At 61.7% G+C, this 24,450-nt stretch carries 18 protein-coding genes; 5 read left to right on the plus strand and 13 right to left on the minus strand.

What is annotated here, in order from left to right:
* Positions 1-15: 15 nt before the first annotated feature.
* From arcA to Q0063_RS07810, 3 genes are all read left to right on the plus strand, one after another.
* Complete coding sequence (gene arcA / locus Q0063_RS07800; RefSeq protein WP_297871416.1) at positions 16-1,242, plus strand: arginine deiminase; 1,227 nt, start codon at positions 16-18, stop codon at positions 1,240-1,242.
* Positions 1,243-1,359: 117 nt separating this feature from the next.
* A complete protein-coding gene (gene argF, locus Q0063_RS07805) occupies positions 1,360-2,358 on the plus strand; it encodes an ornithine carbamoyltransferase (RefSeq protein ID WP_297871417.1) in 999 nt (332 codons plus the stop codon).
* 239 nt (positions 2,359-2,597) lie between these two features.
* A complete protein-coding gene (locus Q0063_RS07810; protein WP_297871418.1) occupies positions 2,598-3,992 on the plus strand; it encodes a YfcC family protein in 1,395 nt (464 codons plus the stop codon).
* 218 nt (positions 3,993-4,210) lie between these two features.
* Here Q0063_RS07810 and Q0063_RS07815 read toward each other — a convergent pair whose 3' ends face one another.
* The 8 genes from Q0063_RS07815 to Q0063_RS07850 all read right to left on the minus strand — a co-directional run bounded on the left by Q0063_RS07815 (position 4,211) and on the right by Q0063_RS07850 (position 14,419).
* On the minus strand, positions 4,211-4,570 hold the full coding sequence (locus tag Q0063_RS07815; RefSeq protein WP_297871419.1) for a VOC family protein: 360 nt from the start codon (positions 4,568-4,570) through the stop codon (positions 4,211-4,213).
* An 81-nt stretch (positions 4,571-4,651) separates the two neighbouring features.
* Positions 4,652-5,413: an HAD family hydrolase gene (locus Q0063_RS07820; protein WP_297871420.1), complete on the minus strand. Its 762-nt coding sequence runs from the start codon at positions 5,411-5,413 to the stop codon at positions 4,652-4,654.
* A gap of 17 nt (positions 5,414-5,430) precedes the next feature.
* Positions 5,431-5,961, minus strand: a complete 531-nt coding sequence (locus Q0063_RS07825) for a hypothetical protein (protein ID WP_297871421.1) — start codon at positions 5,959-5,961, stop codon at positions 5,431-5,433.
* 70 nt (positions 5,962-6,031) lie between these two features.
* Complete coding sequence (locus Q0063_RS07830; RefSeq protein ID WP_297871422.1) at positions 6,032-7,357, minus strand: hypothetical protein; 1,326 nt, start codon at positions 7,355-7,357, stop codon at positions 6,032-6,034.
* Positions 7,358-7,472: 115 nt separating this feature from the next.
* Complete coding sequence (locus Q0063_RS07835) at positions 7,473-8,594, minus strand: ABC transporter ATP-binding protein (RefSeq protein WP_297871423.1); 1,122 nt, start codon at positions 8,592-8,594, stop codon at positions 7,473-7,475.
* A gap of 193 nt (positions 8,595-8,787) precedes the next feature.
* Entirely contained in the window at positions 8,788-10,647 is a 1,860-nt protein-coding gene (locus Q0063_RS07840) for an iron ABC transporter permease (RefSeq protein WP_297871424.1), read from the minus strand.
* 335 nt (positions 10,648-10,982) lie between these two features.
* Positions 10,983-12,713 carry an ABC transporter ATP-binding protein gene (locus Q0063_RS07845; protein WP_297871425.1) on the minus strand — a complete coding sequence of 577 codons (1,731 nt, stop codon included), beginning with the start codon at positions 12,711-12,713 and terminating at the stop codon, positions 10,983-10,985.
* Positions 12,710-14,419 (minus strand): ABC transporter ATP-binding protein, encoded by a 1,710-nt coding sequence (locus Q0063_RS07850; RefSeq protein WP_297871426.1) that lies wholly within the window; start codon positions 14,417-14,419, stop codon positions 12,710-12,712. Before Q0063_RS07850 ends, Q0063_RS07845 begins: the two co-directional genes overlap by 4 nt.
* Positions 14,420-14,964: 545 nt before the next feature.
* Between Q0063_RS07850 and Q0063_RS07855 the strand changes: the two genes are divergently transcribed.
* Positions 14,965-18,723, plus strand: a complete 3,759-nt coding sequence (locus Q0063_RS07855) for an S-layer homology domain-containing protein (RefSeq protein ID WP_297871427.1) — start codon at positions 14,965-14,967, stop codon at positions 18,721-18,723.
* A gap of 84 nt (positions 18,724-18,807) precedes the next feature.
* On the opposite strand, the gene Q0063_RS07860 is transcribed toward Q0063_RS07855, so the two are convergent.
* Positions 18,808-19,398: a hypothetical protein gene (locus Q0063_RS07860; protein WP_297871428.1), complete on the minus strand. Its 591-nt coding sequence runs from the start codon at positions 19,396-19,398 to the stop codon at positions 18,808-18,810.
* A 294-nt stretch (positions 19,399-19,692) separates the two neighbouring features.
* Between Q0063_RS07860 and Q0063_RS07865 the strand changes: the two genes are divergently transcribed.
* Entirely contained in the window at positions 19,693-20,415 is a 723-nt protein-coding gene (locus Q0063_RS07865; RefSeq protein ID WP_297871429.1) for a ZIP family metal transporter, read from the plus strand.
* Positions 20,416-20,721: 306 nt separating this feature from the next.
* Here the strand turns inward: Q0063_RS07865 and Q0063_RS07870 are convergent, their stop codons facing one another.
* The 4 genes from Q0063_RS07870 to Q0063_RS07885 form a co-directional block, all read right to left on the minus strand.
* Complete coding sequence (locus Q0063_RS07870; RefSeq protein ID WP_297871430.1) at positions 20,722-21,819, minus strand: DUF3810 domain-containing protein; 1,098 nt, start codon at positions 21,817-21,819, stop codon at positions 20,722-20,724.
* A gap of 183 nt (positions 21,820-22,002) precedes the next feature.
* Positions 22,003-22,746: an ABC transporter ATP-binding protein gene (locus tag Q0063_RS07875; protein ID WP_297871431.1), complete on the minus strand. Its 744-nt coding sequence runs from the start codon at positions 22,744-22,746 to the stop codon at positions 22,003-22,005.
* A complete protein-coding gene (locus Q0063_RS07880) occupies positions 22,743-23,597 on the minus strand; it encodes an ABC transporter ATP-binding protein (protein ID WP_297871432.1) in 855 nt (284 codons plus the stop codon). Before Q0063_RS07880 ends, Q0063_RS07875 begins: the two co-directional genes overlap by 4 nt.
* Entirely contained in the window at positions 23,597-24,445 is an 849-nt protein-coding gene (locus tag Q0063_RS07885) for an ABC transporter permease (protein ID WP_297871433.1), read from the minus strand. Before Q0063_RS07885 ends, Q0063_RS07880 begins: the two co-directional genes overlap by 1 nt.
* Positions 24,446-24,450: the final 5 nt, after the last annotated feature.

Below are 24,450 nucleotides of genomic sequence, written 5' to 3' on the forward strand. Positions count from 1 at the left end.
AAGGAGTGAGCCTATTTGGAAACGGGAATCCATAACACCTCCGAAATCGGACGGCTGAAAAAAGTCCTGCTCCACCGCCCCGGCCAGGAGCTGGAAAACCTGATGCCGGAGTATCTGGAGCGGCTTTTGTTCGACGATATTCCCTACCTCCGGGAGGCCCAGAAGGAACACGACGCCTTTGCCGACTGCCTCCGACAGCAGGGCGTGGAGGTGGTATACCTCACGGATCTGGTGGTGAATTCCATCACCGGCGAGGAGGTCCGGAAGGAGCTGGTGGTCCAGTTCCTGGACGAGGCGGGCGTCAAGGACCAACGGAGCCGGGTTCTTCTGGGGGAGTATCTGGGGAAAATGCCGGACAAGCAGATGGTGTCTGCCATGATGGCCGGCGTACGGAAGAGCCAGCTCCGGGGCGAGAGCGAGAAGCTGGCGGATCTCCTCTCCGCTGCCGGGGACGGATATCCCTTTGTGGTGGACCCCATGCCCAACCTCTATTTCACCCGTGACCCCTTCGCCACCATCGGCACCGGCGTATCCATCCACAAAATGCACACCGAGACCCGGAACCGGGAAACCCTGTTCGGCAAATTCATCTTTGAGCACAATCCGGAGTACAGGCACGCGCCCCGGTGGTACGACCGGGGGGAGGTCTCCTCTCTGGAGGGCGGGGACATCCTGATTCTGTCGCCGGAGGTGCTGGCGGTGGGCATCTCCCAGCGGACAAAGGGGGACTCCATCGACACCCTGGCGGAGACCATCCTCACCTATGAGAAAACAAATTTCAGGAAAATTCTGGCCTTCAACATCCCGAAAAGCCGCTCCTTCATGCACCTGGACACGGTGTTTACCATGGTGGACCGGGACAAGTTCACCGTCCATCCCAACATTCTTTCCAGCATCACGGTCTATGTGATGGAGCTGGACGAGAACCGGTCCATGAAGATTGAGCAGGAGGACGGCAGGCTGGAGGACATCCTGAAGGAGCACCTAGGCTTGGACCATGTGACCCTCATTGAGTGCGGCCGGGGCAGCGAAATCGACGCCGCCCGGGAACAGTGGAGCGACGGCAGCAACACTCTGGCCATCGCCCCCGGCGAGGTGGTGGTTTACTCCCGGAACTACGTGACCAACCGCTCCCTGGAGGAGGCGGGCGTGACCATCCACACCATCCCCAGCGCGGAGCTCAGCCGGGGCCGGGGCGGCCCCAGGTGCATGAGTATGCCCCTGTGGCGGGAGAACCCATAAATCAGGAATGAGGAATGAGAAATCAGGAATGGGGAATTGTCCCTTCATTCCAGTCATTCCAAACTCCCAATTCCTGATGCTTGGAAAATCTATGATATTTGAAAGGACATCCATCATATGGCACTGAATTTAAAGGGAAGAAGCTTTCTGACTCTGGAGGATTTTACCCCCGGCGAGATCCGCTACCTGCTGGACCTGGGCCACGACCTGAAGGCCAAGCGCCGTTCCGGCGTCTGCGAGCCCGCCCTGAAGGGCAAGCACATTGTGCTGCTCTTCGAGAAAACCTCCACCCGGACCCGCTGCTCCTTTGAGGTGGCGGCCACCCAGGAGGGGGCCCATGTCACCTATCTGGACGCCGGCAGCTCCCAGATGGGCAAAAAGGAATCCCTGGAGGACTCCGCCAAGGTGCTGGGCCGCTTTTTTGACGGCATCGAGTACCGGGGCTATGCGCAGAAGGCCGTGGAGGACCTGGCGAAATACTCCGGCGTCCCCGTCTGGAACGGCCTCACCGACTGGGATCATCCCACCCAGATTCTGGCGGACATGATGACCCTGGAGGAGCACTGCGCCAAGCCCCTGAACAAAATGAAGGTGGTTTTCCCCGGCGACGTGCGGAACAACATGTGCTATGCCTGGATGATCGGCGCGGCGAAAATGGGCATGCACTTTGTGGGCCTGGGCCCCCAGGAGCTGGCGCAGCAGATGGACCAGGAGCTTGTGAAGCGGGTCTTTGCCGAGGCCCGGAAAAACGGGGGCCTCATTGAAATCACCGACGACTGCGGATCCCTGAAGGGCGCGGACATGATCTATGGCGACATCTGGGCGTCCATGGGCGAGGAGGACCTGATTCCCAAGCGGGCCGCCCTGCTCTCCCCCTACCGGGTGACGGAGGAAACCCTCAAGGCCACGGAAAATCCGGACGTCCTCTATATGCACTGCCTGCCCTCCTTCCACGACTTCGAAACCAAGCTGGCCAGAGAGTGGCAGGAGAAGGGCGTTGACATCCGGGAGGTCACCGACGAGGTATTCCGGGGCCGCCACAGCGTCGTGTTCGACGAGGCGGAGAACCGGATGCACTCCATCAAGGCCGTTCTGGTGGCAACGATTGGAAAATAATGAGGAATTAGAAATTAGGAGTTAGGAATTATAGCAAGCGTCAAAATTCCCGGCAAACGGGCCGGCCAGGGGGCCGCCCCCTACAGAGGTGTGTAGGGGCCGCAGCCCCCGGCGGCCCGCCGGCAGCAGTTATGAAGGCTGCTATAGCAGTTAGGAATTAGGAATGAGGAATTAGGAATATTTCCGCCTGACAGGCAATTCCTAATTCCTAACTCCTCATTCCTAATTGAGAAAGGGGTGTGCTTTTGCAGAAATCCAAATTTCACATGCCCACGGCCTACACCATTTTGTTCCTGCTGATTGTCCTGGTGGCCCTCTCCACCTGGCTGATTCCGGCGGGGTCCTACGACTACGCCGGAGACGTTCCAACAGCCGGGACCTATCACACGGTGGACCCCAGCCCCCAGGGGGCGGGGGCCGTGCTGAAGGCGGCTTTCTCCGGCTTCTACGACGCGGTGGACGTGTGCGTGTTCATCCTGATGGTGGGCGGCTTTCTGGGCGTGGTGATGAAAACCGGCGCGGTGGACGCCGGAGTGGGCCGCATCATCCAGAGGCTGGGAGGCCGGGAAAAATGGCTGATTCCCATTCTGATGCTGGCCTTTGGCCTGGGGGGCACCACCTACGGCATGTGGGAGGAGACCATGGCCTTCTATCCCCTGCTGATTCCCGTGTTCCTGGCGGCGGGCTATGACGCGGTGGTGGGCATCTCCGTGATTTTGCTGGGGGCCGGAGCCGGAATCATCGGCTCCACCGTCAACCCCTTCGCCACGGGCATCGCGGCGGGCTTTGCCGGGGTATCCCTGGGGGAGGGCATCCTGCTCCGGGCCCTCCAGTGGGTCGTGTTTGAGAGCGCCGCCATCTGGTATGTCATGGCCTACGCCGCCAGGGTCAAAAAAAATCCCGCCCGGTCCGTTGTCGGCGTAGGCGCGGGAAAGATTCAGGCCAATATGGAGGAAACCGTGGAGTTCACCCCCCGGCGGAAGGTCATCATGGCCCTGTTTACCCTGACCTTCCTGGTGATGATTTACGGAGTCATCCCCTTTGACGAGATGGGTCTGCCCCTGCCCGTTCTGGGCTGGTGGTTCCCGGAGCTCAGCGCCCTGTTCCTGGCGGCGGGCGTGGTCATCGGCCTCATCGACCGCCAGCGGGAGGACGAAATTGCCGAGACCTTCGTGGCGGGCTGCGCCGACCTGCTGGGAGTGGCTCTCATCATCGGCATCAGCCGGGGCATCACGGTGCTGATGAACGACGGGCAGATCACCGACACCATTCTCCACTGGGGCGAAACGGCTCTGACCGGCGCGGGGCCCGTCAGCTTCGTTCTGCTGGTGTACCTGATTTACCTGCCGCTGACCATTCTGATTCCCTCGTCCTCGGGACTGGCCACCCTGTCGGTGCCCATCATGGCCCCCCTGGGCCGCTTCGCCGGGGTGGGAGGCGACCTGGTGGTGACGGCCTTTCAGTCCGCCTCCGGCCTTGTGAACATCATCACCCCCACGGCGGCGGTGGTCATGGGCGCCCTGGCGCTGGGCCACGTGCCCTATGACCGCTGGGTGAAATATGTCTGGAAGCTGATTCTGTATTTTCTGCTGCTGACCATCGTGTTTTTGACAGTTGGCGCTGTCATTGGATAAGGACCATCCGAAAACACGAGTATTTTCCTTCGTTTCGGAAGGGAAGGGGCGTTTGAGGGGGAACCTCTGGTTCCCCCTCAGCTTGTCAAAAAACAGTATTTGTAAAAGTGTCGGAAAGGAAGATAGCTACGAAAGGAACCCATCAGGGGTTCCTTTCGTTTTCAATCAAACAGCCCTGCGGCCTGCAGGCCGCAGGGCGTCCCATGACCCCTCGGGGGTCATGGGACAATCTCAATCCAGTACCCGTCCGGGTCGCTGATGAAGTAAATCCCCATGGCGGGATTCTCAAAGCAGATGCAGCCCATTTCCTTGTGCTTGGCATAGGCGGCCTCGTAGTCCTCCGCCTTCATGGCAAGGTGGAACTCACACTCGCCCAGGTCGTATTTCTGGGGATGGTCCCGGAGCCAGGTCAGCTCCAGACGGAAGGTGGTCCGGCGGTCTCCCAGGAAGACCAGTACAAAGCTGCCGTCCTCCGCCTCCTTCCGCCGGATGGGCTCCAGGCCCAGGGCGTCCTTGTAGAATCGGATGGAACGGTCCAGATCCGTGACATTGAAATTAAAATGGTTGAAGGTCGGCATAAATCCTCCTTGTGGGCCGCGGTTCCGGCCTCAGAGCCGGAGACGGCCGGTGTGTTTCAACGGGAGCGCTTTCCGGGGGACTCAGCACGCGCCCTGAAGCGCCTGGTCCCGGAGGATGGTATAGACCTCGTAGATGTCCTGAATGGTATAGGTCGCCCGCACCTCCTTGGGCACGTCCCCGTCCCGGGACTGGGTGAGGAAGGAATGGATGTGGAACGTGGCTCCAAAGCCCAGCTTCTGCGGACCGATCACATCCCGGGAATAGGTATCCCCTACATAGGCGCACTGCTCCGGGGTGGAGCGGACCTGATTCAGAGAGACCAGGAAGATGTTGGGGTCCGGCTTGCGGTAGCCGGTGACGGAGGAGAGGGTCACGTCCTGGAAATAGTCCCTGATGCCGTAGTCCTCCAGGGTGCGGAAGACCTGATAGAGGGCGGCGGTGTTGCTGATGACGCCCAGCTTCATGCCAAGGCCCTTCAGTCCCTCCAGCATCTCCTTGACGTGGGGGCGGAGGCGGCGGTGGTAATGGGTGACCTCCCACATGTGGGCCAGCTCCTCGGCAAAGGGCCTGACGGCGTCGAAGTCCAGCCCCGTTTCCGTCAAAACATAGTTACCCCAGATTTCCTCGGGCTTCAGCTCCCGGTTGGTGGGGCCCCGGTAGGCGGCGTAGCGGTCCCAGCCCTCCGCCAGAAGGCGGATCGCCGCAGGAATATCCAGATCCGGGCCCAGCCCATGGGCCCGGAGGATGCGGAGAACGCCCTGAGCGGACTCCTGTTTGCTGGTCTCGTCAATATAGATGTCTTCCAGCGTTCCGCCCATGTCAAACAATACGGTATTGATCATAAATATCACTGCCTTTTTTAAGCGTTGCCGGTTTTACGGCGGGGGGGATGCTTCTTCCAGTAGCGGTAATACAGCAGCAGCGACAGTCCTCCGCCCAGCAGGATGGGGGACAGCGCGAACATTCCGAAGAATTGAAGAATCCAGGGGACATTCTCCCAGCCCATGAGGACAATCAGCGCCGCCAGACAGGCCAGCAGCAGCAGCGCCATCCAGAGGAAGCCGGCGGGCAGCAGCCGCTTGTCACTGGGCAGCAGCCAGACCAGACAGCACAGCGCCGTTCCCAGGGCGGAGGGGACCAGGGCCTCTATGAGGCTGACCAGGGGCACCGGAGCGCCGGCGAGCAGCCGGTCCAGCGGAGGATTCAGCAGGGCATAGCAGCCGCAGTATACGGCGATGAAGACCCAGCAGAGGCAGAAGGAATAGAGCAGGAGGGTGCTTTTCACCTTCCCGTTTTCCGTCATCTGGAACGCGCCCCAGAAGCTGTCGGCAAATCTGCCGATTCGTTCGTCGATCTCTTTCTGCCGGATGGGGTTGCTGTTGCTGAGCATAGAGGCCTCCTTTTTTAAAAAGGGCGGGCGGCCCGCTGGCCGCCCGCCTGAACATGGATGCAGCGGACGCTTACTTGTTGGGGCTCTGGCTCAGCCAGTACAGCCACATATCCTGAACGTCGGGATAAATCTCGTAGATGGAAACCAGGTCGTTGGACCGGGCGCCCAGCTCAGCGAGCTTGGCGGGGTTCTTCTCGTCCACGAAGTCGTCGCGGAGGGGCCAGTTGCCGGTCTTGGTGAAGGGCTTCAGGCCGCCGCTCTGGCAGTCGGCGCCGCCGGTGATGTAGCGGATGAAGAGACGGGCGCCGGCGGGGTTGTCGCAGCCCTGAACCACGAACATGGACTCGGTGTTCAGAAGAGCGGTGTAGGGACTGAGGTTGATGCACCAGCCAATGTTGTAGCCGGATTCCTCCCGGTTCTCAATCTTGCCGGCGGAGGCCAGAGCCAGGGCGGGCTTATCCTTGGTGGAGTTGTGCACGGCCAGAACCAGCTCGTCGCCGTCACCGATGAAGGTCATCTTGGCCTGGGTGAAGCGCCACAGATATTCCACGCCGGCGTTGTTCTCGGGCACGGGGAAAGAGAAGCTGGAGGCGTCATAGGTGTATTCCAGATCCTTGCCGTAGATGTCCTTGTAGGACTGGGCCATTTCGTCGGCATTGTTGATGAAGCTGGCAAACAGGGAGAGGTAGGCGGTTTCCTGACCAATCTCCTTGGTGAAGAGCTGATAGTGCTGATTGCCGGCGTCGTCCTTCTCAATGATCTGCCACCAGCTGGTGATAGGCTGGCCGTCAGGGAAGGCCTCGGTATTGTAGTACCAGAAGGCCTGAGAGGAGTACAGAGGATAGCTGTACTTCAGGTTCTCCTCGGAGATGTGGGTGCAGATGTCCCGGGGATAGAAGGGCTCGATAACCCCGTTGGCATAGTACTCATGGAAGACCTCGCCGTTGACGTCCTTGGTCTGGAGCACGTCCGCCGTAATATTGTTGGTCTGATTTTCGATTTCGGCCTTGCTCAGAACCTCGTCGGAGTCCAGGTCGGCCACAACCAGGTCCAGCTCGGGGTACAGGTCTTCAAAGGGCTCCTCGGCCTTCAGCATCTTGGAGGAGGTGGCATAGACGGTGATTTCCTTGGCTCCGTTGGCCGCTTCCTCCTTGGCCATTTCGTAGAGCTGCTCGTCGGTCATGTCGCTCCACTCGTCATAATAGGGGCCGTAGTTGTTGGTATCGGTGGCCATGTCATAGCCAACGTGCAGAGTGGATTCGGCAGAACCGGAGGCGTCGCCGCCGGCAGCATCTCCGCCGTTGGAGGAGGCGCCGCCGTCCTTGCCGCCGCCGCAGGCGGCCATGCTGAGGACCATGGACAGGGCCAGCAGCAGTGCAAAGAGCTTCTTTTTCATCAGAAATCTTCTCCTTTCATTTTGGGCGATTTCAGAATATTTGATTAAGCCGCCTCCGGGGACTGTCTCTCTCTGCGCCCCGGAGGAAACGCGGCTTAATTCACAGGAGTGCCGCTCAGACCGCGCGCTTGATAAGCCGGGTGGTTTCTTTATTGTACACGTTGATTTTGTCCTGGTCAATGATGGCCCAGACCTTCTGGTCGATGTCATAGTGGGCCTGGCCGATTTCCTTGGAGAGGAACTCGTCCTCGCCAGCCTTCAGGGTGACGATGGTCTCGGAACCGGCGGGCTGGCTGGCGTACACGGTGACAGGCAGAGCGCCCTCCACGGGCTCCCGGGAAATCAGAATCTGCTCGGGACGGACGGCCAGCACACAGTCGAACTCGCCGCCGGCGGGCTTCTTCTCCTCCGTGAGATGCTCGGAGGCAAAGGTGTGATCGCCCAGCTCGCTCTTGACCACCAGCTGGCCGTTCTTCATCTCGGCCCGGCCGGGGACCAGATTGATCCGGGGGTTGCCGATGAAGTCGGCGGCCTCCAGGTCGATGGGGTTGTTGTACAGCTCCATGGGGGTGGCCACCTGGTTCAGCTCGCCGGCCTTGAACAGGGCGATCTTGGTGGACATGGTCAGGGCCTCCACCTGGTCATGGGTGACGTAGATAATCGTGGTGCCCAGCTCCTTGTGGAGGCGCTGGAGCTCGGAACGCATGTCGATGCGGAGCTTGGCGTCCAGGTTGGACAGGGGCTCGTCAAGCAGCAGCAGCTTGGGGCTGGAGGCCACGGCACGGGCAATGGCCACGCGCTGCTGCTGGCCGCCGGAGAGCTCGGTGGGATAGCGGTCCTTGTACATGTCAATGCGCATCATCCGCAGGGAGTCCATGACCCGGCGGTCAATCTCCTCGTGGCTCATTTTCTGAATTTTCAGGCCGAAGGAGATGTTGTTGTACACCGTCATGTGGGGCCACAGCGCATAGGACTGGAACACCAGGTTCAGCCCGCGCTTGCTGGGCTCGGCATAGTAGGCGTCGTCGGCATTGATCATTTCCACCCCGTCAATGGTCATGATGCCGTTCTGGGGCTTCTCCAGACCGGAGACGACGCGGAGGGTGGTGGTCTTGCCGCAGCCGGAGGGGCCCAGCAGAGTCATGAAGTCGCCGTCTTCAATGGTCAGATTGATGTTGCGCAGGACGTGGTTGTTTCCATAGAATTTATCAATATTTTTCAGTTCAATGCGGCTCATATGGCACATTTCCTTTCTGATCTTATCTTAGAACCTGTATTCACAACCGCCGGACGTTGGCGGCCCCATCCCCCATCCCCCCGGGGGACGGATGCCCTCCCAAAGGGAGGCGGAGCAGGGGAGCGTATCTCACCCCCGGACCCCGCCGGAGCGGGTCCGGCGGGGCGAGGGATACGGAGCTTGCGGCGACGCCTTACCAGCTCTTGCCGATATCCGCGCCGGCAACCTTGTTGGCGAAGATGTAGCAGAACAGAATGAACAGCAGCACGCACACGGAAATGGCGTCGGACATCTGGGCGTAACCCTCCTGGGAATAGGTGAAGGCCAGATAGGACATGGTCCGGGTGGTGGGGGTCATCATGATGATGATCAGGTCCAGCTCCTTGGCGATGGAAATGAAGACCAGCATCAAGCCGGAGACGAAGCCGTTCTTTGCCAGGGGGACGATGATGGTGGCCATGCGCTTCCAGAAGCTGGCGCCGGCGATGTCCGCCGCCTCCTCCAGCTCCACACTGATGGAGAGCATATTTGCCGTGCCGGAGCGGCTGGCAAAGGGGAAGTGCTTCACCACGGAGGTCAGAACGATCAGGGTAAAGGTGCCGTACAGGGAGGGCAGCAGGCCGCCGAAGTGGGGCACGCTGAACATGGAGAAGTACATGGTAGAGAAGGCCACGCCGCTCATCAGATAGGGCACGAACACCAGCTGCTCGGTAAGGTTGCCGTACCACTTGCCCCGGCCCCGGGAACTGATGTAGCCCAGGAACTGGCCGCAGAAGGCGGTGATGAGGGAGGTGATGATGGTCAGGCGGACCGTGTTCCACAGGGCGCTGAAGAACTCGGGGTTGCGGAAAATGCCCTCATAGTTGGTGTATCTCTCCGCCTCGCCGGCCTGGCCGATCCAGTTGTAAAGGGTCAGATTGTCCGCGCCGTAGCCCGCGCCGGTGGTGATCTGGAAGGTCTCCATAATCAGCACGAAGAAGGGCATCACCATGGCCAGGAACAGGAAGACGCCCAGGAACGCCATCATGGGCTTCTTGGCCGCGCCCAGAGGCATCAGGGTGCTGCGTCCGCCCTTGCCGCCCACGGTGGCATAGGACTTGCGGACGCCGATGGCCTTCTGGTTGCTCATCAGAATCAGAGCCGCCAGACCCACCAGAACGATGGACATGGCATAGCCCACGCCCCGGGGGCCCTGGTCGATGTAAACGCGCATGCGGGTGGCCAGCGTGTAGTAGCCGATGCGGTTGCCCAGGTTGGCCGCCACGCCGTAAGTGCCGATGGACTTGGAGACGGTCATGACCAGGGCGGAGAGCACGGAGGGCAGGATCAGCGGCAGGGTGATGTAGCGGAGGATCTGGGCCTTGTTGGCGCCCTGGATCTCGCCCATTTCCTCCAGCTCCGAATTGATGGAGCGGAGAGCGCCGGAGACCTGGATGTACGAGAACGCATAATAGTGCATGGACATGCACAGCACAATGGCCGTGGGCCCGTAGGCCAGCCAGTCGGGAATCGGAATGCCCATGCCTGTGAGGAATCCGTTTGCGCCGCTGGTGGGCGTCCGGAACACCGCCAGCCAGGCGATGGCCTTGGTCCAGGAGGGAATCATGTAGGGCACGGTGATGAGAATGCCCAGGATTTTCTTTCCGGGGAGGTCCGTGCGGATCATCAGCCAGGCCAGCACCGAGCCCAGAGGCACGGAAATCAGCGTGGTGAAGAAGCCGCAGACGAAGGAGTGCATCAGGGGTTCCCACAGCACGGCCTTGGACATGTTGCTGGCAATCATGTACTGCCAGTAGTAGAGGGTAAAGTCGCCCACCTTGCCGTCCACCCGGCGCAGCTCGCCCTGGGCCAGGGTGAAGGTGGACTTGATCATGGTCAGCAGGGGAATGACAATCAGGCAGAACAGCACCACCAGACTGACCAGCACGACCATGTTGAAGGGATTCTTCAGAACATTCAGGATCAGGTTCTTCAGCCGCTTCCCCGTCATTTTTTTCCGCGGGGGACGTTCCTTTGCCGGAGGTTCCTTCTTCACTACGGTTACATTTGACACGATAACACCTCTTTCTGAATACTGCGGGAGCTTGCTCAGACAGAACCGCTTCCCTCTGTTCCTCTTCGGAAACGGCCCTCTCCAAGACTGTTTGCAAGGCCGTTTTAAGGCCAGTTTGCGCAAACGTTTGCGATTTCCTGCCTTTATTATAAAGAATTGCCGTCGGGTTTGTCAATTGATATAGTTGGCCATTTTCGGGGGATATTTTTATTCAATTTCACAATTATCAGCCAGAACGTCCAAAAAATAAGGAAGATTTTTCGGCAGCTTTCTGGGAAATCACCCAGAATTTAAGAATACGTTTTCGTAAAATTTCCCCTGTTCCCCGGCGGGGTTCAGCCGTGCTTCCAGGTCTGGGCGGCATAGAGGGCGGCGTAAATTCCGCCTGCCGCCAGGAGCTCCCCGTGAGTGCCCTGCTCCGCCGCGCCCCCCTGGTCCAGCACCAGAATGCGGTCCGCCCCCTGAATGGTGGAAAGGCGGTGGGCGATGACAAAGCAGGTCCGGCCCTGGCGCAGACGCTGGAAGGCGGCGCCGACGGCCTCCTCCGTCTCGGTGTCCACGCTGCTGGTGGCCTCGTCCAGAATGACGATGTCCGCGTCGCTGAGAAGGCACCGGGCAATGGCCAGCAGCTGCCGCTGGCCCTTGGAGATGCCCGCCCCCTCGTCGGTGAGGACGGTGTCGTAGCCCTCCGGCAGAGAGGAGATGAAACGGTGGATGCGGGCGGCCTTCGCGGCGGCAATGACGTCCTCCCTGCCGGCCCCGGGAGAGCCGTAGGCGATGTTCTCCGCAATGGTGCCGCCGAAGAGCCAGGTGTCCTGAAGCACCAGGCCCAGACGGCGGCGGAGACCGTCCCGGCGGTAGGCCCCGATGGGGACGCCGTCCACGCTGATGCCGCCGGACTGGGGCTCATAGAACCGGAGGAGCAGGGAGACCAGGGTGGTTTTTCCCGCGCCGGTGGGACCCACCACCGCCACCAGACTCCCCGCGGGGATGTGGACGGTGAAGTCCCGCAGGACGGGCCGGGCAGAATCATAGCCGAAGGTGACGCTCTCAAAGCGGATGTCCCCCCGCAGGCGGTCCGCTTCGGCGGCCTCCGGCGCGTCGGGGGGCTCCGGCGCTTCCTCCAGCAGGTCCAGCACCCGTTCCGCAGCCGCCGCGCTGGACTGGAGCTCGCTGAGCAGGTTGGCGGCCTCCCGGATGGGCCCGGAAAATTTCCGGGAGTACAGGACAAAGGAGGAGAGATTGCCCAGCGTCAGGCCGCCCCTCAGGTACAGCAGCGCACCGAACATGCTGATGCATGCCAGGGACAGGTTGTTGATGAAGTTCACCGAGGGCCCCAGGGCGGCGCTGGCCCGGTCCGCCTCGTAATAGGCCCGGGAGGCCGCCTCGTTGCAGACCTGAAAGCGGGACAGGTCCTCGTCCTCCACCCCGTAGACCCGGAGGCTGCGGCGGCAGTTCATCCGCTCCTCCGTGAAGCCGTTCAGAGCCCCCAGCGCCTGGGAGCGCCGGCGGAACAGGGGGTGAATCCGCTTCATCTGGAACCGGGTCAGCAGCGTGGACAGGGGCACGGTGACAAAAAACACCAGGGTCAGCCGGGGGGAAATCAGCAGCAGCATCAGGAAGGAGCCCGCCACCGTCAGGGCACTGGTGCCCAGCTGGAGCAGGTCCGTGGAGATGGCGGCGTTGACGGTATCCACGTCATAGCAGACCCGGCTGATCAGGTCCCCCGCCGGGTGGGTGTCGAAATACTCCACCGGCAGTTCACTGACCCGGTCGAAGGCGGCCTTCCGCAGGTCGTGGGACACCGCCTGGCCCAGCCGGATCAGCCGTGAGGCCGTGAAATAGTTCAGAAGGGACGAGAGGGCATAACAGACCAGCATCCCGGCGCAGTTTCGCAGCACGCCGGGAAAGTCCACCCCGCCGGCCCTTACGCCGATGGCGTCCACCGCCCGGCCGGACAGCAGGGGCGCAGCCAGGGCCAGCAGGTTCCCTGCCAGCAGCAGGCCCAGCAGCGTCAGGAACCGGACGGCGTATGGCCGCAGGAAAGGAAGCAGCCGCTTACTCATGTCAGGCCGCCTCCCATCTGGAGCTCCGCCATTTTGCGGTAGCGTTGATTGGTTTTCAGCAGTTGGGCGTGGCTCCCCTGGGCGGCAATGCGTCCCTCCTCCAGCACGAGGATGCGGTCCGCCTCCTGAAGAGCGGCCACCCGCTCGGAAACCACCACCAGCGTCACGCCGGGAAAATCCCGCCGGAGGGCGGCGTATAGATTGGCGGCGGTGCGGTAGTCCAGGGCGCTGTCGGCGCTGTCCAGAATCAGAACGCCGGGCCGGGCCGCCAGGGCCCGGGCAATCAGCAGCCGCTGGCGCTGGCCGCCGGAGAGATTGGCTCCCCGGATGTCCACACGGGTGTCCAGCCCCTCCGGCAGGGACCGGATGAAGTCCCCGATCTGGGCGGTTCCGGCCGCCGCCTCCACATCCTCGCGGGGAAGGCTCCGAAGGAAGGAGATGTTTTCATAAACGCTGTCGTTCAAGAGGGCTTCATTCTGAAACACCACGCCGAAGCGGCTGCCCAGGGCCGTCCGGTCCAGGCCGGCAACGTCCCGGCCTCCCACCCAGACCACCCCCTCGCCGGCGTCGTAGAGCCGGAGCAGCAGGGATATCAGGGTGGTCTTTCCCGCGCCGGTGGGGCCCAGGATGCCCAGGGTCTCCCCTTTATTTAAGGTGAAGGAGGCGTCCTCCAGGTCCTGTTCCATGCCCAGGTAGGAAAAGGAAACCCTCTCCATTCCCAGTTCCGGGCCGTCCCGGCCCACGCCGGGGCGGGCGGGCTGGTCCTCGGGGGCCAGGAGAATCTCCTCAATCCGCCGGGCGGAGGCCACGCCCTTGCTGAGCTTGACAAAGAGCTTGGCCAGACCCAGGGTGGCGGTTTGAATCAACGTGAAATAGGAGAGAAAGGCCACAATCTGTCCGGAGGCCAGCCACCCGGCATTCACCAGAACCGCCCCCGCCGCCACCACCAGCACCAGACCGGTATTCAGCAGGAAGTCGGACAGGGGATTGGCCGCGGCCATGATGCCGCCGGCGGTTTCCTCCGCCCGCTGGGCGGCCCGGCTGGCCTCCTCAAACCGCCCCCGCTCCCGGCCCTGGCAGGCCATGGCCTTGATGACCCGGACGCCGGAGGCGTTTTCCCGCAGAATGCGCACCACCGTGTCCACGGCCTCCTGGGCCCTGGTATAGTGGGGGATGCCCCGGCGGGTCACCAGGGCGATGGCCAGGAAGGTCAGGCCGCAGGCCCCCAGCTGCACCAGCCCCAGAAGCGGCGCCTGAAGCGCGGTCAGCGTCAGGCCCCCCAGCACCAGCATGGGGGCCCGGATGCCCCCCCGCTGGATTTTGTCGAACATCTGATGCACATTGTAGGTGTCGTTGGTCAGCCGGGAAACCAAAGAGGACAGGGATATCCGGTCCGCCTGGGCGCAGGACAGGCTTTGGGCCCGGCGGTACAAATCCCGGCGCAGGTCCCGGGTCATCTCCATGGAGACCCAGGCCGCCATGCGGTTGGCGGTGATGTTGCAGAACGCCGCGCCGAAGGCCAGGACCATCATGCCCAGCCCCGCCCGGCGGATGGCCCCCAGGTCCCCTGCGGGAACGCAGTCGTCGATGATATGGGCCAGCAGCAGCGGCAGGGCAAGCTCCAATATGGCGGCGGTGAACTTGATGCTGATTCCCACGGCCACCCGCCGGGCATGGGGCCGCAGATAGCTTAAAACCGTTTTCACAGATGACTCCCTCCTCCCCGTCAGATTTGCTCAAACGTTTGCGGACCGCTGTTTCATCTATGATACCTTAAAAGGAGTCTGTAAGTCAATCCGGGATTTCAAAGACGGCGCACATCGCTTTTTTGACATTTTATTATAAAATGTCAAAAAACAAAGCGGAAAGCCGCCGGGGACTCCCCCCCCCGGCGGTCAAAGACTCCGTTACACATATATAATAAAAGCAATCCGCAAAACCGTCTTCATACGGTACACCAAAACCCTTGCAAAACCGCCGGAATACCGGTATACTGGCGTTATTTCCTCCTTGCAGGCAGGGATGGAAGCAGCAGGACGCTTTGTTACTGTTATGTTACAACTATGTATAACGTATTGCTTTTCGAAAATCGCTGTGTTATATTCATCATGCGGCACGGATCAAGGCGGTCCTCCCGGAGTAGATACGGGAACGGCTAGCCACTGTATGTGCGCCGGGCCAAAGACCGGACGACTCCGTTCCGCAAAATACGGCGGGTTCTTCACCGCCTACATAAGGAGGATGAACATCCATGAAGAAATTCCTGTCCCTGGTGCTTGCACTGGTTATGACCATGTCCCTGGTCACCATCAGCGCCGGCGCCGCCGAGTACAAGGACCTCACCGACAAGGATGAGATCCAGTACGAGGAAGCCGTTGCGGTTCTGAACCGTATCGGCATCATCACCGGCTACAGCGACGGCAGCTTCCAGCCCAAGAAGGAGCTGACCCGCGGCGCTGCCGCCAAGATCATCGTGTCCCTGCTGATCGGCACCGACGCCGCCTCTAACCTGGTGGCAACGACCGCTCCGTATACCGATGTTCCTGTGAATCACACCTTCGCGGGCGTGATCAGCTACTGCAAGACCAGCAAGATCATCAACGGTTATCAGGACGGCTCCTTCAAGCCCGACGGAAGCCTGAGCGGCTATGCCTTCGCCAAGATGCTGCTGGGCGCTCTGGGCTACAAGAGCGAGTATGAAGGCGGCTTCACCGGCGCCGGCTGGACCATGAACGTGGCCCGTCTGGGCGGCGAGGCCGGTCTGTTCGACCGCCTGAGCTTCAAGGGCAACGAGACCGTCAACCGTGAGCAGGCCTGCCAGCTGGCCCTGAACACCCTGAAGGCCACCCTGGTGGAGTACACCGGCGGCATGACCATCACCAGCGGCGACGCCACCATCACCGGCGCTGCGGTCCGCAGCTACAAGACCAGCAACCAGGACTTCGCTGAGAACATCAGCAACCGTACCGCCGCCAACAGCAGCGAGTACTTCACCGTTGAGTTCGGCGAGGAGCACTTTGTTGATCTGAAGCTGGAGCACGACAAGAAGAATCCCGATCCCACTCCCAACGACCTGGGCCAGCCCTCCGCTGAGTGGAGCTACAAGAAGGTCACCATCGGCACCTATCCCCTGGAGCCTGACTTCACCTATGACCATCAGATGGCTCATGAGGATTCCGACAGCGACGCTTCCAAGGTCCGCGCTCTGGGCCTGAGCGGCTACAAGATCACCGCTGACACCGTTCTGTGGGTCAACGGCGACGAGCAGAGCATCAGCGAGATCGCTGACATTGCTGATTACACCGACAACGGCACCATCGTTGAGGTGTACATCTCCAACAAGCAGGCCGACGTCATCAGCGACGTTGTGGTCATCAAGACCCAGCTGATGGAAGTCCGCCGCGTTGGCAGCGACTATGTCTCTCTCCAGCGCTACGACGACAACAAGGGTCTTGAGAGCCGCGGCACGATTGTCGGCTACAACCAGGCCCCCATCGACACCTCCGACATCGAGAACATCGAGGTTGAGGACAATTACTATGAGTTCCTGCATGGCCTGAAGGCCGGCGACGTTGTGGCCGTGGTTCCCGTGGCCGTGGATCATGACGCCAGCGACGGCTATGAGGTCTGGGACGCTTACACTCCCGAGAAGGTCTCCGGTAAGCTGACCAAGGTCACCACCTATGGCAAGACCACCGAGGGCCGCAACGCCGTGTCCGTCACCGTTGGCGGCACCGAGTACAAGATCGCTCTGTGGAACAAGGACCTGAAGGACATCCGCGCTGAGGATATCCAGGTCACCGTGAAGGACGTGACCCTGCACCTGGACAAGAACGGCTATGCTCTGCTGGCCGAGGATGTGGGTTCCACCTCCGAGTACATGGTTATCAAGGGCTTCTATGACACCACCGTCAACAACCGCATCGTGAAGGTTGCCGAGGGCTGGGACATGGACGGCAACGAGCTGAGCCTGAACCTGGGCGTCAATGGCGCTGACCATGGCGCGAAGCCCGGCGATCTGGTCCAGTACAGCAACGAGGGCACCAGCAGCACTGCTGACTGGAAGCTGAACGTCGGCGCCGGCGACGGCAACGACAAGCCCTACATCTATGATGTCAACTACCTGATGACTCAGGGCACCTATGAGATCAAGTCCAGCAACACCCGGATTGCTCTGACCGGCGCTACCGACAAGAACGACGTTGCTCTTGCCGCCAACACCATCGCCAGCGGCATCAAGTTCATCTATGTGAACTTCAATGAGACCGGCGACGAGGTTGAGTCCATCGAGATCATCAAGGGCATGCAGAACGTGTCCAACGACGAGCTGCGCGCCAAAGAGCAGGGCCGTACCGCTCAGGCCTACACCAATAAGGACCTGGCTGTCAAGGCCGTGGTTATCAAGGACGTTTCCAGCAACGCCATCAGCAACAGCGTGGCTTACATCCGCGACTGGGACGGCGAGGAGACCTATGACGGCGGCAAGCGTCTGTATCGCTACACCGTGGCCATGGTTTCTCCCGAGGGCTATGAGGATGAGATCAAGGTCTGGACCGACGAGAAGCTGAGCATCGGCGACTTTGCCAGCTACACCGCCGCCACCCGCGAAGGCTTCGAGCCCTTCTACCGCATGCACCGTCTGGGCACCACTCCCGGCAAGGTGACCACCGGCCTCCACAATGTGAAGGTTTACAACGTGGTCGACGTGAACAACGGCCTGATCCGCGTGGACAGCCCCGCTGAGGTCAACATCAGCGATCGCCAGGGCGACAGCCTGGGCATCGGCGATACCCGCAACATCATCCGCGTCAACGACGCCAAGTGGCTGTATCAGGGCGACGCCAAGAGCGACGTTACCGGCAAGCGTGTGGACATCCGTTCCGCCAAGGAGCTGGATAACTACATTAAGGCCACCATCGACGCTGGCGCTGAGAAGACCGTGACCCTGAGCTTCGTGTTCAACGACAATGTCACCAACGACGGCTTCCGTTCCGCCTCCCTGATCATTGTCCGCGAGATCGACGTGGCTCCCCTGGCCGACTTCGTGCCCGATTCTGACGCCGATTACACCTCTGTTGGTGTACACAACGATCTGAAGACCAACCTGGGCGACAACATGGTCCTCAACACCGACGGCGGCCAGTTCCTGACTGTTAACCCCGACGGCACCGCCAACGGCAAGGTTGTCCTGTCCCAGAAGGCGTTTGAGGCTGGCTATGAAGGCAACGACAAGACTCCCACCGGCGCTACCATCACCTATGACAGCACTGCCCGCACTACCGCTACCGTGTCCGGCACTGTCCGCGTCATCAAGGCTGCCAAGGCCGCTGTGGCCGCTGTCCCCGGCACTCCCGCCCAGCCCGAGAAGTACACGGCTGACGCCACTGTGACCGCCGGGAACTTCACTGAGAAGTTTGCTGCCGGCCTGTGGACCAACGAGGGCACCGAGGCTGCTCCCAACTATGTCAAGGTCGAGGGCACTCCCGCCACCTATGCCGCTGATGATTCCATCACTGCCGAAAACTTTGTCACCAAGGTTGAGGATGGCGGCGTGTACGTGCTGGAAGGCGAGAACTATGTTGTGATCGAGAAGGCCAACAAGCCCGCCACCTATGATGGACCTACTACGTATGCGAGCGCGGACCTGTTTGCCCAGGAGACCAAGGATAAGTACACCAAGGCCGGTGAGACCTACACCAAGGCTGATTCTTGGACTGACGCGAACACCGAGTACTACACCATCGCGACTGAGGCTGTGGATGACGGCGAGGACTTTAACGCGAGCACTACCTATTACAAGGTGACGGCCGCCGCTGTGGTTCCCACGTTTGACTCCAACAAGACCTACTACACCTACACCCCCGCCGTTCCCGAGACCCCCGGCACTCCTGCCCAGCCTGCTCAGGCCGGCGAGTGGGAAATCAGCTTCACCATCCCCGCTAACGCGATTTCCGAGGGCAAGACCTTCTACATCGTGGATGTAGATCTGACCTATCCCGTTGAAGGCTGATTCCAACTGGCGCGAACATTCAAGCCCGTTCCTGAAACGGAGAAAAGGGACTCCCGACTTATGTCGGGGGTCCCTTTCCGTCTGTCAGCGGATGCCGGTGATGCGGACTCTCAGACTCCCGGTAAAGGCCCGATAGGCTTTGACATGGAAGGCAGCCAGGTCGTTATAGGTATAGTGCCATCTGGCGAGAGCGGTTTGGCGGCTGGCAGAAAAGGCAGTGATGATAGCGTCGCCCTGCCTCATGGGAAACATAAGAAACAGGGAACGTTCACCCTGATACAGGGGAAAAAATGTGCCGGTGGTGATGCCGTTGGCAGGGTCCGTGGTTTTGGGGCTCCAGTATTCGCCGCCATAGCTGCTCTTGGAAGTACTGAGGAGAAACTGAAACTCGGAGGGACTGGTAGCGTCGCCGGGCAGAATGTCCACACAGACAATGGCGCATTTGCCCATCTCCTCGCCGTTAACGGGAATGCTGAGCAGAGGACTTTCTGTTACAGAGTATGATTTGTCTAAAAGAGTGACGATTTGCAGTTTGACGCTGTCCAGCCGCCTGTCCTCCGTGTTCAGGGCGGTGAGGGCGGCCTCCAGGTTTGCGTTGTCGGCGTTAAAGTCCTCCATGAGGATGCGGTCGGTTTTCTCCCACTGGGAGAGCTGATAACGAGGGGTCTTTTCCATTTGGCAAAATCCTCCTTCTGAAAATGAGATACATAAACGTAACAAAGACCTCGAAGGAGGGCCCCAAACCCGGGAAGTTGCACGCCGCCGTGCAGCATTTTCCAAAACTGTTCAAATTATTTGCTATATAGTTGTAACAAGAGGGAGGCGTTTTTTGACACTTTACAGAAAAGTGTCAAAAAAGCGGTTTTATGCTTCGGAAAGGAAGAGCATCTGAAAGGAACCCATCATGTTTGTCTCCCCCGGGGAATAGGATGGTTCCGGAAATACAACAATACCATGGGGGGGATGCGAATGGGACTGTGGGAGACCTTATGGATTACCGCCGGGGCGGGAATCGGCGGCACCGGCCTGGGGGGCTGCGGGGCCTGTGTGCTCCGGCGGGACTCGGGGCGGAGCACCAGCCTGCTGCTGAGCTTCGCCGGGGGCGTGATGGTGTCGGTGGTGTGCTTCGGGCTTCTGACGGACGCCGCCGCCGCCGGGGAACCCCTTTGGGCGGTGGGCCTGGGGGTGCTGGGGGGCTGCGCCGTGACGGCGGCGCTGAACAGCGTTCTGGAGCGCCGCCGGACCTCCAACGGGCTGGCTCTGGCGGGGCTGGTCATGGCGGCGGCCATCGCGCTTCACAACGTGCCGGAGGGCATGGTCATCGGGGCCTCCTTTGCCGGCGGCGAGACCGTTCGCCAGGGCTGGACCATGGCCGCGGTCATCGGCCTGCACAATCTGCCGGAGGGCATGGCCGTGGCCGCGCCGCTGGTGGCCGGAGGCCAGAGGCGGCGGAAGGCGGCGGCCCTGGCGGCCCTCACCGGAGCGCCTACGGTGCTGGGGGCGGCGCTGGGGTTCACCCTGGGGACTCTGGGACCGGCTGCGCTGACGGCGACCCTGAGCTTTGCCGCCGGGGCCATGCTGTATGTGGTGTTCGGGGAGCTCCTGCCGGAGTCGGCAGGGCTGTGGAACAGCAGGGTCCCCGCCCTGTCCGCGGTGCTGGGGGTGCTGGTGGGCATGGTGATTGGGGACTAACCTGCTTCCCGGCGGGGGACGCTGCCGCGTGGACCGCTTTCGCGGGGAACCAGAGAGGCTTTGCCTCTCTGGCCTCTCCACCAGAGGGGGAAACCCCTCTGGAACTTCCCCATAACGGAGGATTTTATGGGTGGAAAAAGCAGCCCATACCTCATTTCAAACCCCCCCGTCATCGGGGGGATTCAGGGGGGTGCCCCCCTGACGGGGATTCCAAAGGGGCTGGCCCCTTTGGGCCCCCACGGCAGTGGTTCCTGCCCGTCAGGGCAAGAAAAAGCCCCGCCCTGTCGGGCGGGACAAAGGACGCTGTCAGGCATAGTAGGCCACCAGCAAATCCACCACCATTCCATAGGACTGGATGCCCCGCTGGTCTCCGAAGCTCTTCAGCATCCCGTCATAGAGTTTGTTGGAGGCCTGCTGGGCCGGCGTGTTCTGGAACTGGGCCCAATAGGCGTTATTAAACCGCAGGTCCGCCCGGACCGTCTCCGGCACAAGCTCCCGGATGGCCCAGTAGGCGTCGGGGTCCTGGGGATACAGGGCATTGCCCAGGTATACATAGCCGATCAGCCAGCCGGAATAGACATAGGCGGGATTGCCGCAGGTAGTGGAGGCCAGAACGGACAGGAAATTGCACTCCTGTTCCGAGGCAAAGCCCCGCTGATGCCCCAGCTCATGGGCGATGGTGGCGGGGAGGAAGCAGGCGGGGCTGTCCACATTGACGTTGGACTCCCCGGTATAGGAGGAGTAGACCCCGGTAAAATCCAGGGCGCTCATAAGGCGGGAGAAGCGCATGGCCTTTACCCCCGGGTCGTCAAAGGCCAGAAAGGGAAAGTCCTCCGTAAGCCCGTCGTAAACGTGGACGCTGTCCGCCAGAATCTCCTCCCGGGGGACGGCAAACAGGCCGTTTTCGTCCCGTTCCACGGCGTCCGCCGTCTCCGCCGCCCGCCGGGCGAAGAGCTCCGTCACCGCCCGCAGGTCCTCCAGGGCCACAGGCTGGGCATAAATGCCGGACCGCTCCTGAAAGCCGTCGGTCCAGTGGTTCACCCCCCAGAGCAGGCAGAACAGCGCCCAGACGGACAGCCCGGCGCAGACCGCCCCCAGCGCCGCGGCATAGACCCGCCGGGCCCTGCGCCCTCTGCCCGCCCGGACCGCAGCCCGGATACTCCAGATGAGATACGCCGCCGCCGCCAGAACCAGCAGAACCCAGAGGACCTCCATGACGGAGACCTCCGTCCGGTAGCTCAGCCGCCCCAGGGCCCGCCGGAGGGGACCGGTGAACCGGTCGTTCAGGGCGTTCATCCAGCTCCTCCGGCGGCGGACCAGAGGGAAGAGGAACAGCAGAGCCAGGTCCGCCAGCAGCCAGATATGCAGTTTTTTATGGGACAGGAAAAAGGCTTTCACGTTCATGTCTCACTTTCCCTTAGAACCTGTACTCATAGCCGTGGGATGCTGGATGGACGGGAATTTTTCCTGTCAGACAAGGAGCTCTTTTGCGTCCGCCGCAATCCTGACGGATTGCAAGGGAAATCGACGCGGTATGACGGGAAAAAGGCCGTTCAGACAGCGTTCAGCGGTTGTGAATACGGCTTTCTAGTCCGCCGCCGCCAGCAGCTGTTTCGTGTAGTCCTCCTTCGGGCGGGCAAAAATCTCGTCCGTTGTCCCCTGCTCCACGATGCGCCCCTCCTTCATCACCAATACCCGGTCGCAGATTTGATAGACCACGTTCAGGTCGTGGGAGATGAAGAGGAAGCTCAGTTCCAGCTCCCGCCGCAGGTCCTGGAGCAGGGCCAGAATCTGGGCCTGAATGGTGACGTCCAGGGCGGACACCGGCTCGTCGGCAATGAGGAACCGGGGCCGCCGGATCAGGGCGGCGGCAATGCTGACCCGCTGCCGCTGTCCGCCGGAGAGCTCGTCGGGCCGGGCGGTCAGACACTCGGGGGGCAGCTCCACCCGCTCCAGCATCTCCCGGACCCGGCGCTTCCGCTCCGCCGCGCCGTATTTTCCGTAGACCCGCAGGGGCTCCTCCAGAATCCAGGCCACACTGTAGGCGGGATTCAGGGAGCTGTATGGGTCCTGAAAAATCATCTGGGGCCGCCTGGTGTAGTGGATGACCTGGCCCCGGTCCGGCTCCACCAGCCCCAGGATGGTCCGGGCCAGGGTGGATTTGCCGGTGCCGGACTCCCCCACCAGACCCAGAATTTCCCCGTGGTACACGTCAAAGGTCACGTCGTGAAGGACCTCCTGCCGTTCCCGCCGGCGGAAGAGGCCGCCCCGCCGGTTATAGCCGCTGTCCACGTGCCGCAGGGACAGCGCCAGAGGCCTCTGCTCGCTCATAGGGGCCCCTCCTTCCGTTCTTCGGGCGCGCCCCGGCGGCAGACGCCCTGCCTGCACCCTTCCGTCATGGCCTCCCTCCGGGTCCGGGTGGGAATGGCGGCTACCAGGCGCTGCGTGTAGGGATGCCGGGGACAGCGGAACACCTCATCGGAGAGGCCCTCCTCCACCAGCGTTCCCCGCTGCATCACCGCCACCCGGCCGCAGAGCTTCCGCACCACGTTCAGGTTGTGGGAGATGAAGAGCATGGAGACGCCGGACTCCCGGTTCAGCTTTTTCAGCAGCTCCAGTATCTGGGCCTGAATGGTCACGTCCAGGGCGGTGGTGGGCTCGTCCAGCAGCAGCAGCCGGGGCCGTGTGATGACAGCGGCGGCGATGCAGACCCGCTGAAGCATCCCCCCGGAAAGCTCGTGGGGATATTTGCGGTAGACCTCATCCGGCCGGGGCAGCTCCACCGCCTCCAGGGCCTCCAGAGCCAGGGCCCGCCGCTGGGCCCGGTTCTGATTCGTGTGGATACGCAGGGCCTCCTCCACCTGGGGCCCGATGCGGGTCAGGGGGTCCAGGGCGCTCTGGGGCTCCTGGAACACCACGCCGATGTCCCGGCCCTGAACGGTCCGCAGGACGGCCCGGTCCGCGTGGAGCAGCTCCCTGCCGTCCAGAAGCACCTGCCCGGAGTAATCGCACTGCTTCCGGGGCAGCAGGCCAGCCACGCTCATGGCGGTGACGGACTTGCCGGAGCCGGATTCCCCCACCAGGCCCAGGATTTCCCCGTCCTGAATGGAGAGACTGATTCCCGCCACCGCGTCCCGGTCCCGGTTGTGGAAGCGGACCCGGAGGTCCCGGATCTCCAGCATCACAGCACCCCCTTCTCATCCCGGCGCAGTCCCTCGCCAATGAGGCCCACGCCGAACACCAGCAGCACAATCACAAGGCCGGTGGCCCCGGCGTACCAGGGGGCCGCCAGCAGCATTCCCTGGGCCTCGGAGAGCATATAACCCAGAGAGGCGTCCGGCGGCGTAACGCCGATGCCCAGAAAGCTCATGGAGGCCTCCGCCAGCACGGCGTTGTTGAACCCGATGGTCAGGGCCGGCAGCAGCACCGGCGCGGTGTTGGGCAGGATGTGCACCGCCAGGATGCGCCCGCTGCCCGCCCCCATGAGCCGGGCGCTTTTCACATAGTTCACGTCCCGGAGGGCGGCGAAGGCCGTCCGGGTCACCCGGGCAAAGCTGGGGATGAATACCAGCCCCAGGGACAGCATGACGTTGAGCCGGTTGCCGGGTCCCAGGATGGAAATGACCACCAGGGCCAGCAGGATACTGGGGAAGGCCGTCAGCACATCCCCCACCCGGGTCAGAATCTCGTCGGCCAGGCCGCCGAAATACCCTGTCAGGGCCCCCAGCAGGATGCCGCCGCCGGCGCCGATGGCCAGTGTGGTCAGGGCGATGGAGGCGGTGGCCCCGGCTCCCTGAAGCACCCGGCTGAAGATGTCCCGTCCGAAGTTGTCGGTTCCCAGCAGATGACGGAGAGACGGCGGGGCGAACTTGGGCCCGGCGGCCATGGCGTTGGGGTCGTGGGGCGTCCAGAAAAAGCCCAGCAGAATCAGCGCCGCCAGGATGCCGGTCAGAATCAGGCCTGCCGTCAGGCAGCTGTTTTTCTCTTTTTTTGCTTTTTTTGCACTTTTCTCCCTGTCTGTTCTGTTCATGGGCA

Source organism: uncultured Oscillibacter sp., from assembly GCF_947654275.1.
GTDB lineage: Bacteria > Bacillota > Clostridia > Oscillospirales > Oscillospiraceae > Oscillibacter.

Excerpts from the sequence above, each read along its gene's own strand:
- Q0063_RS07880 (WP_297871432.1), bottom strand. The coding sequence starts at position 23,597 with ATGCTGGAGATCCGGGACCTCCGGGTCCGCTTCCACAACCGGGACCGG.
- Q0063_RS07860 (WP_297871428.1), bottom strand. The coding sequence starts at position 19,398 with ATGGAAAAGACCCCTCGTTATCAGCTCTCCCAGTGGGAGAAAACCGAC.
- Q0063_RS07870 (WP_297871430.1), bottom strand. The coding sequence starts at position 21,819 with ATGAACGTGAAAGCCTTTTTCCTGTCCCATAAAAAACTGCATATCTGG.
- Q0063_RS07875 (WP_297871431.1), bottom strand. The coding sequence starts at position 22,746 with ATGAGCGAGCAGAGGCCTCTGGCGCTGTCCCTGCGGCACGTGGACAGC.
- Q0063_RS07835 (WP_297871423.1), bottom strand. The coding sequence starts at position 8,594 with ATGAGCCGCATTGAACTGAAAAATATTGATAAATTCTATGGAAACAAC.
- Q0063_RS07815 (WP_297871419.1), bottom strand. The coding sequence starts at position 4,570 with ATGCCGACCTTCAACCATTTTAATTTCAATGTCACGGATCTGGACCGT.
- Q0063_RS07855 (WP_297871427.1), top strand. The coding sequence starts at position 14,965 with ATGAAGAAATTCCTGTCCCTGGTGCTTGCACTGGTTATGACCATGTCC.
- Q0063_RS07820 (WP_297871420.1), bottom strand. The coding sequence starts at position 5,413 with ATGATCAATACCGTATTGTTTGACATGGGCGGAACGCTGGAAGACATC.
- Q0063_RS07845 (WP_297871425.1), bottom strand. The coding sequence starts at position 12,713 with ATGAGTAAGCGGCTGCTTCCTTTCCTGCGGCCATACGCCGTCCGGTTC.
- Q0063_RS07885 (WP_297871433.1), bottom strand. The coding sequence starts at position 24,445 with ATGAACAGAACAGACAGGGAGAAAAGTGCAAAAAAAGCAAAAAAAGAG.
- Q0063_RS07865 (WP_297871429.1), top strand. The coding sequence starts at position 19,693 with ATGGGACTGTGGGAGACCTTATGGATTACCGCCGGGGCGGGAATCGGC.
- Q0063_RS07830 (WP_297871422.1), bottom strand. The coding sequence starts at position 7,357 with ATGAAAAAGAAGCTCTTTGCACTGCTGCTGGCCCTGTCCATGGTCCTC.
- Q0063_RS07825 (WP_297871421.1), bottom strand. The coding sequence starts at position 5,961 with ATGCTCAGCAACAGCAACCCCATCCGGCAGAAAGAGATCGACGAACGA.
- argF (WP_297871417.1), top strand. The coding sequence starts at position 1,360 with ATGGCACTGAATTTAAAGGGAAGAAGCTTTCTGACTCTGGAGGATTTT.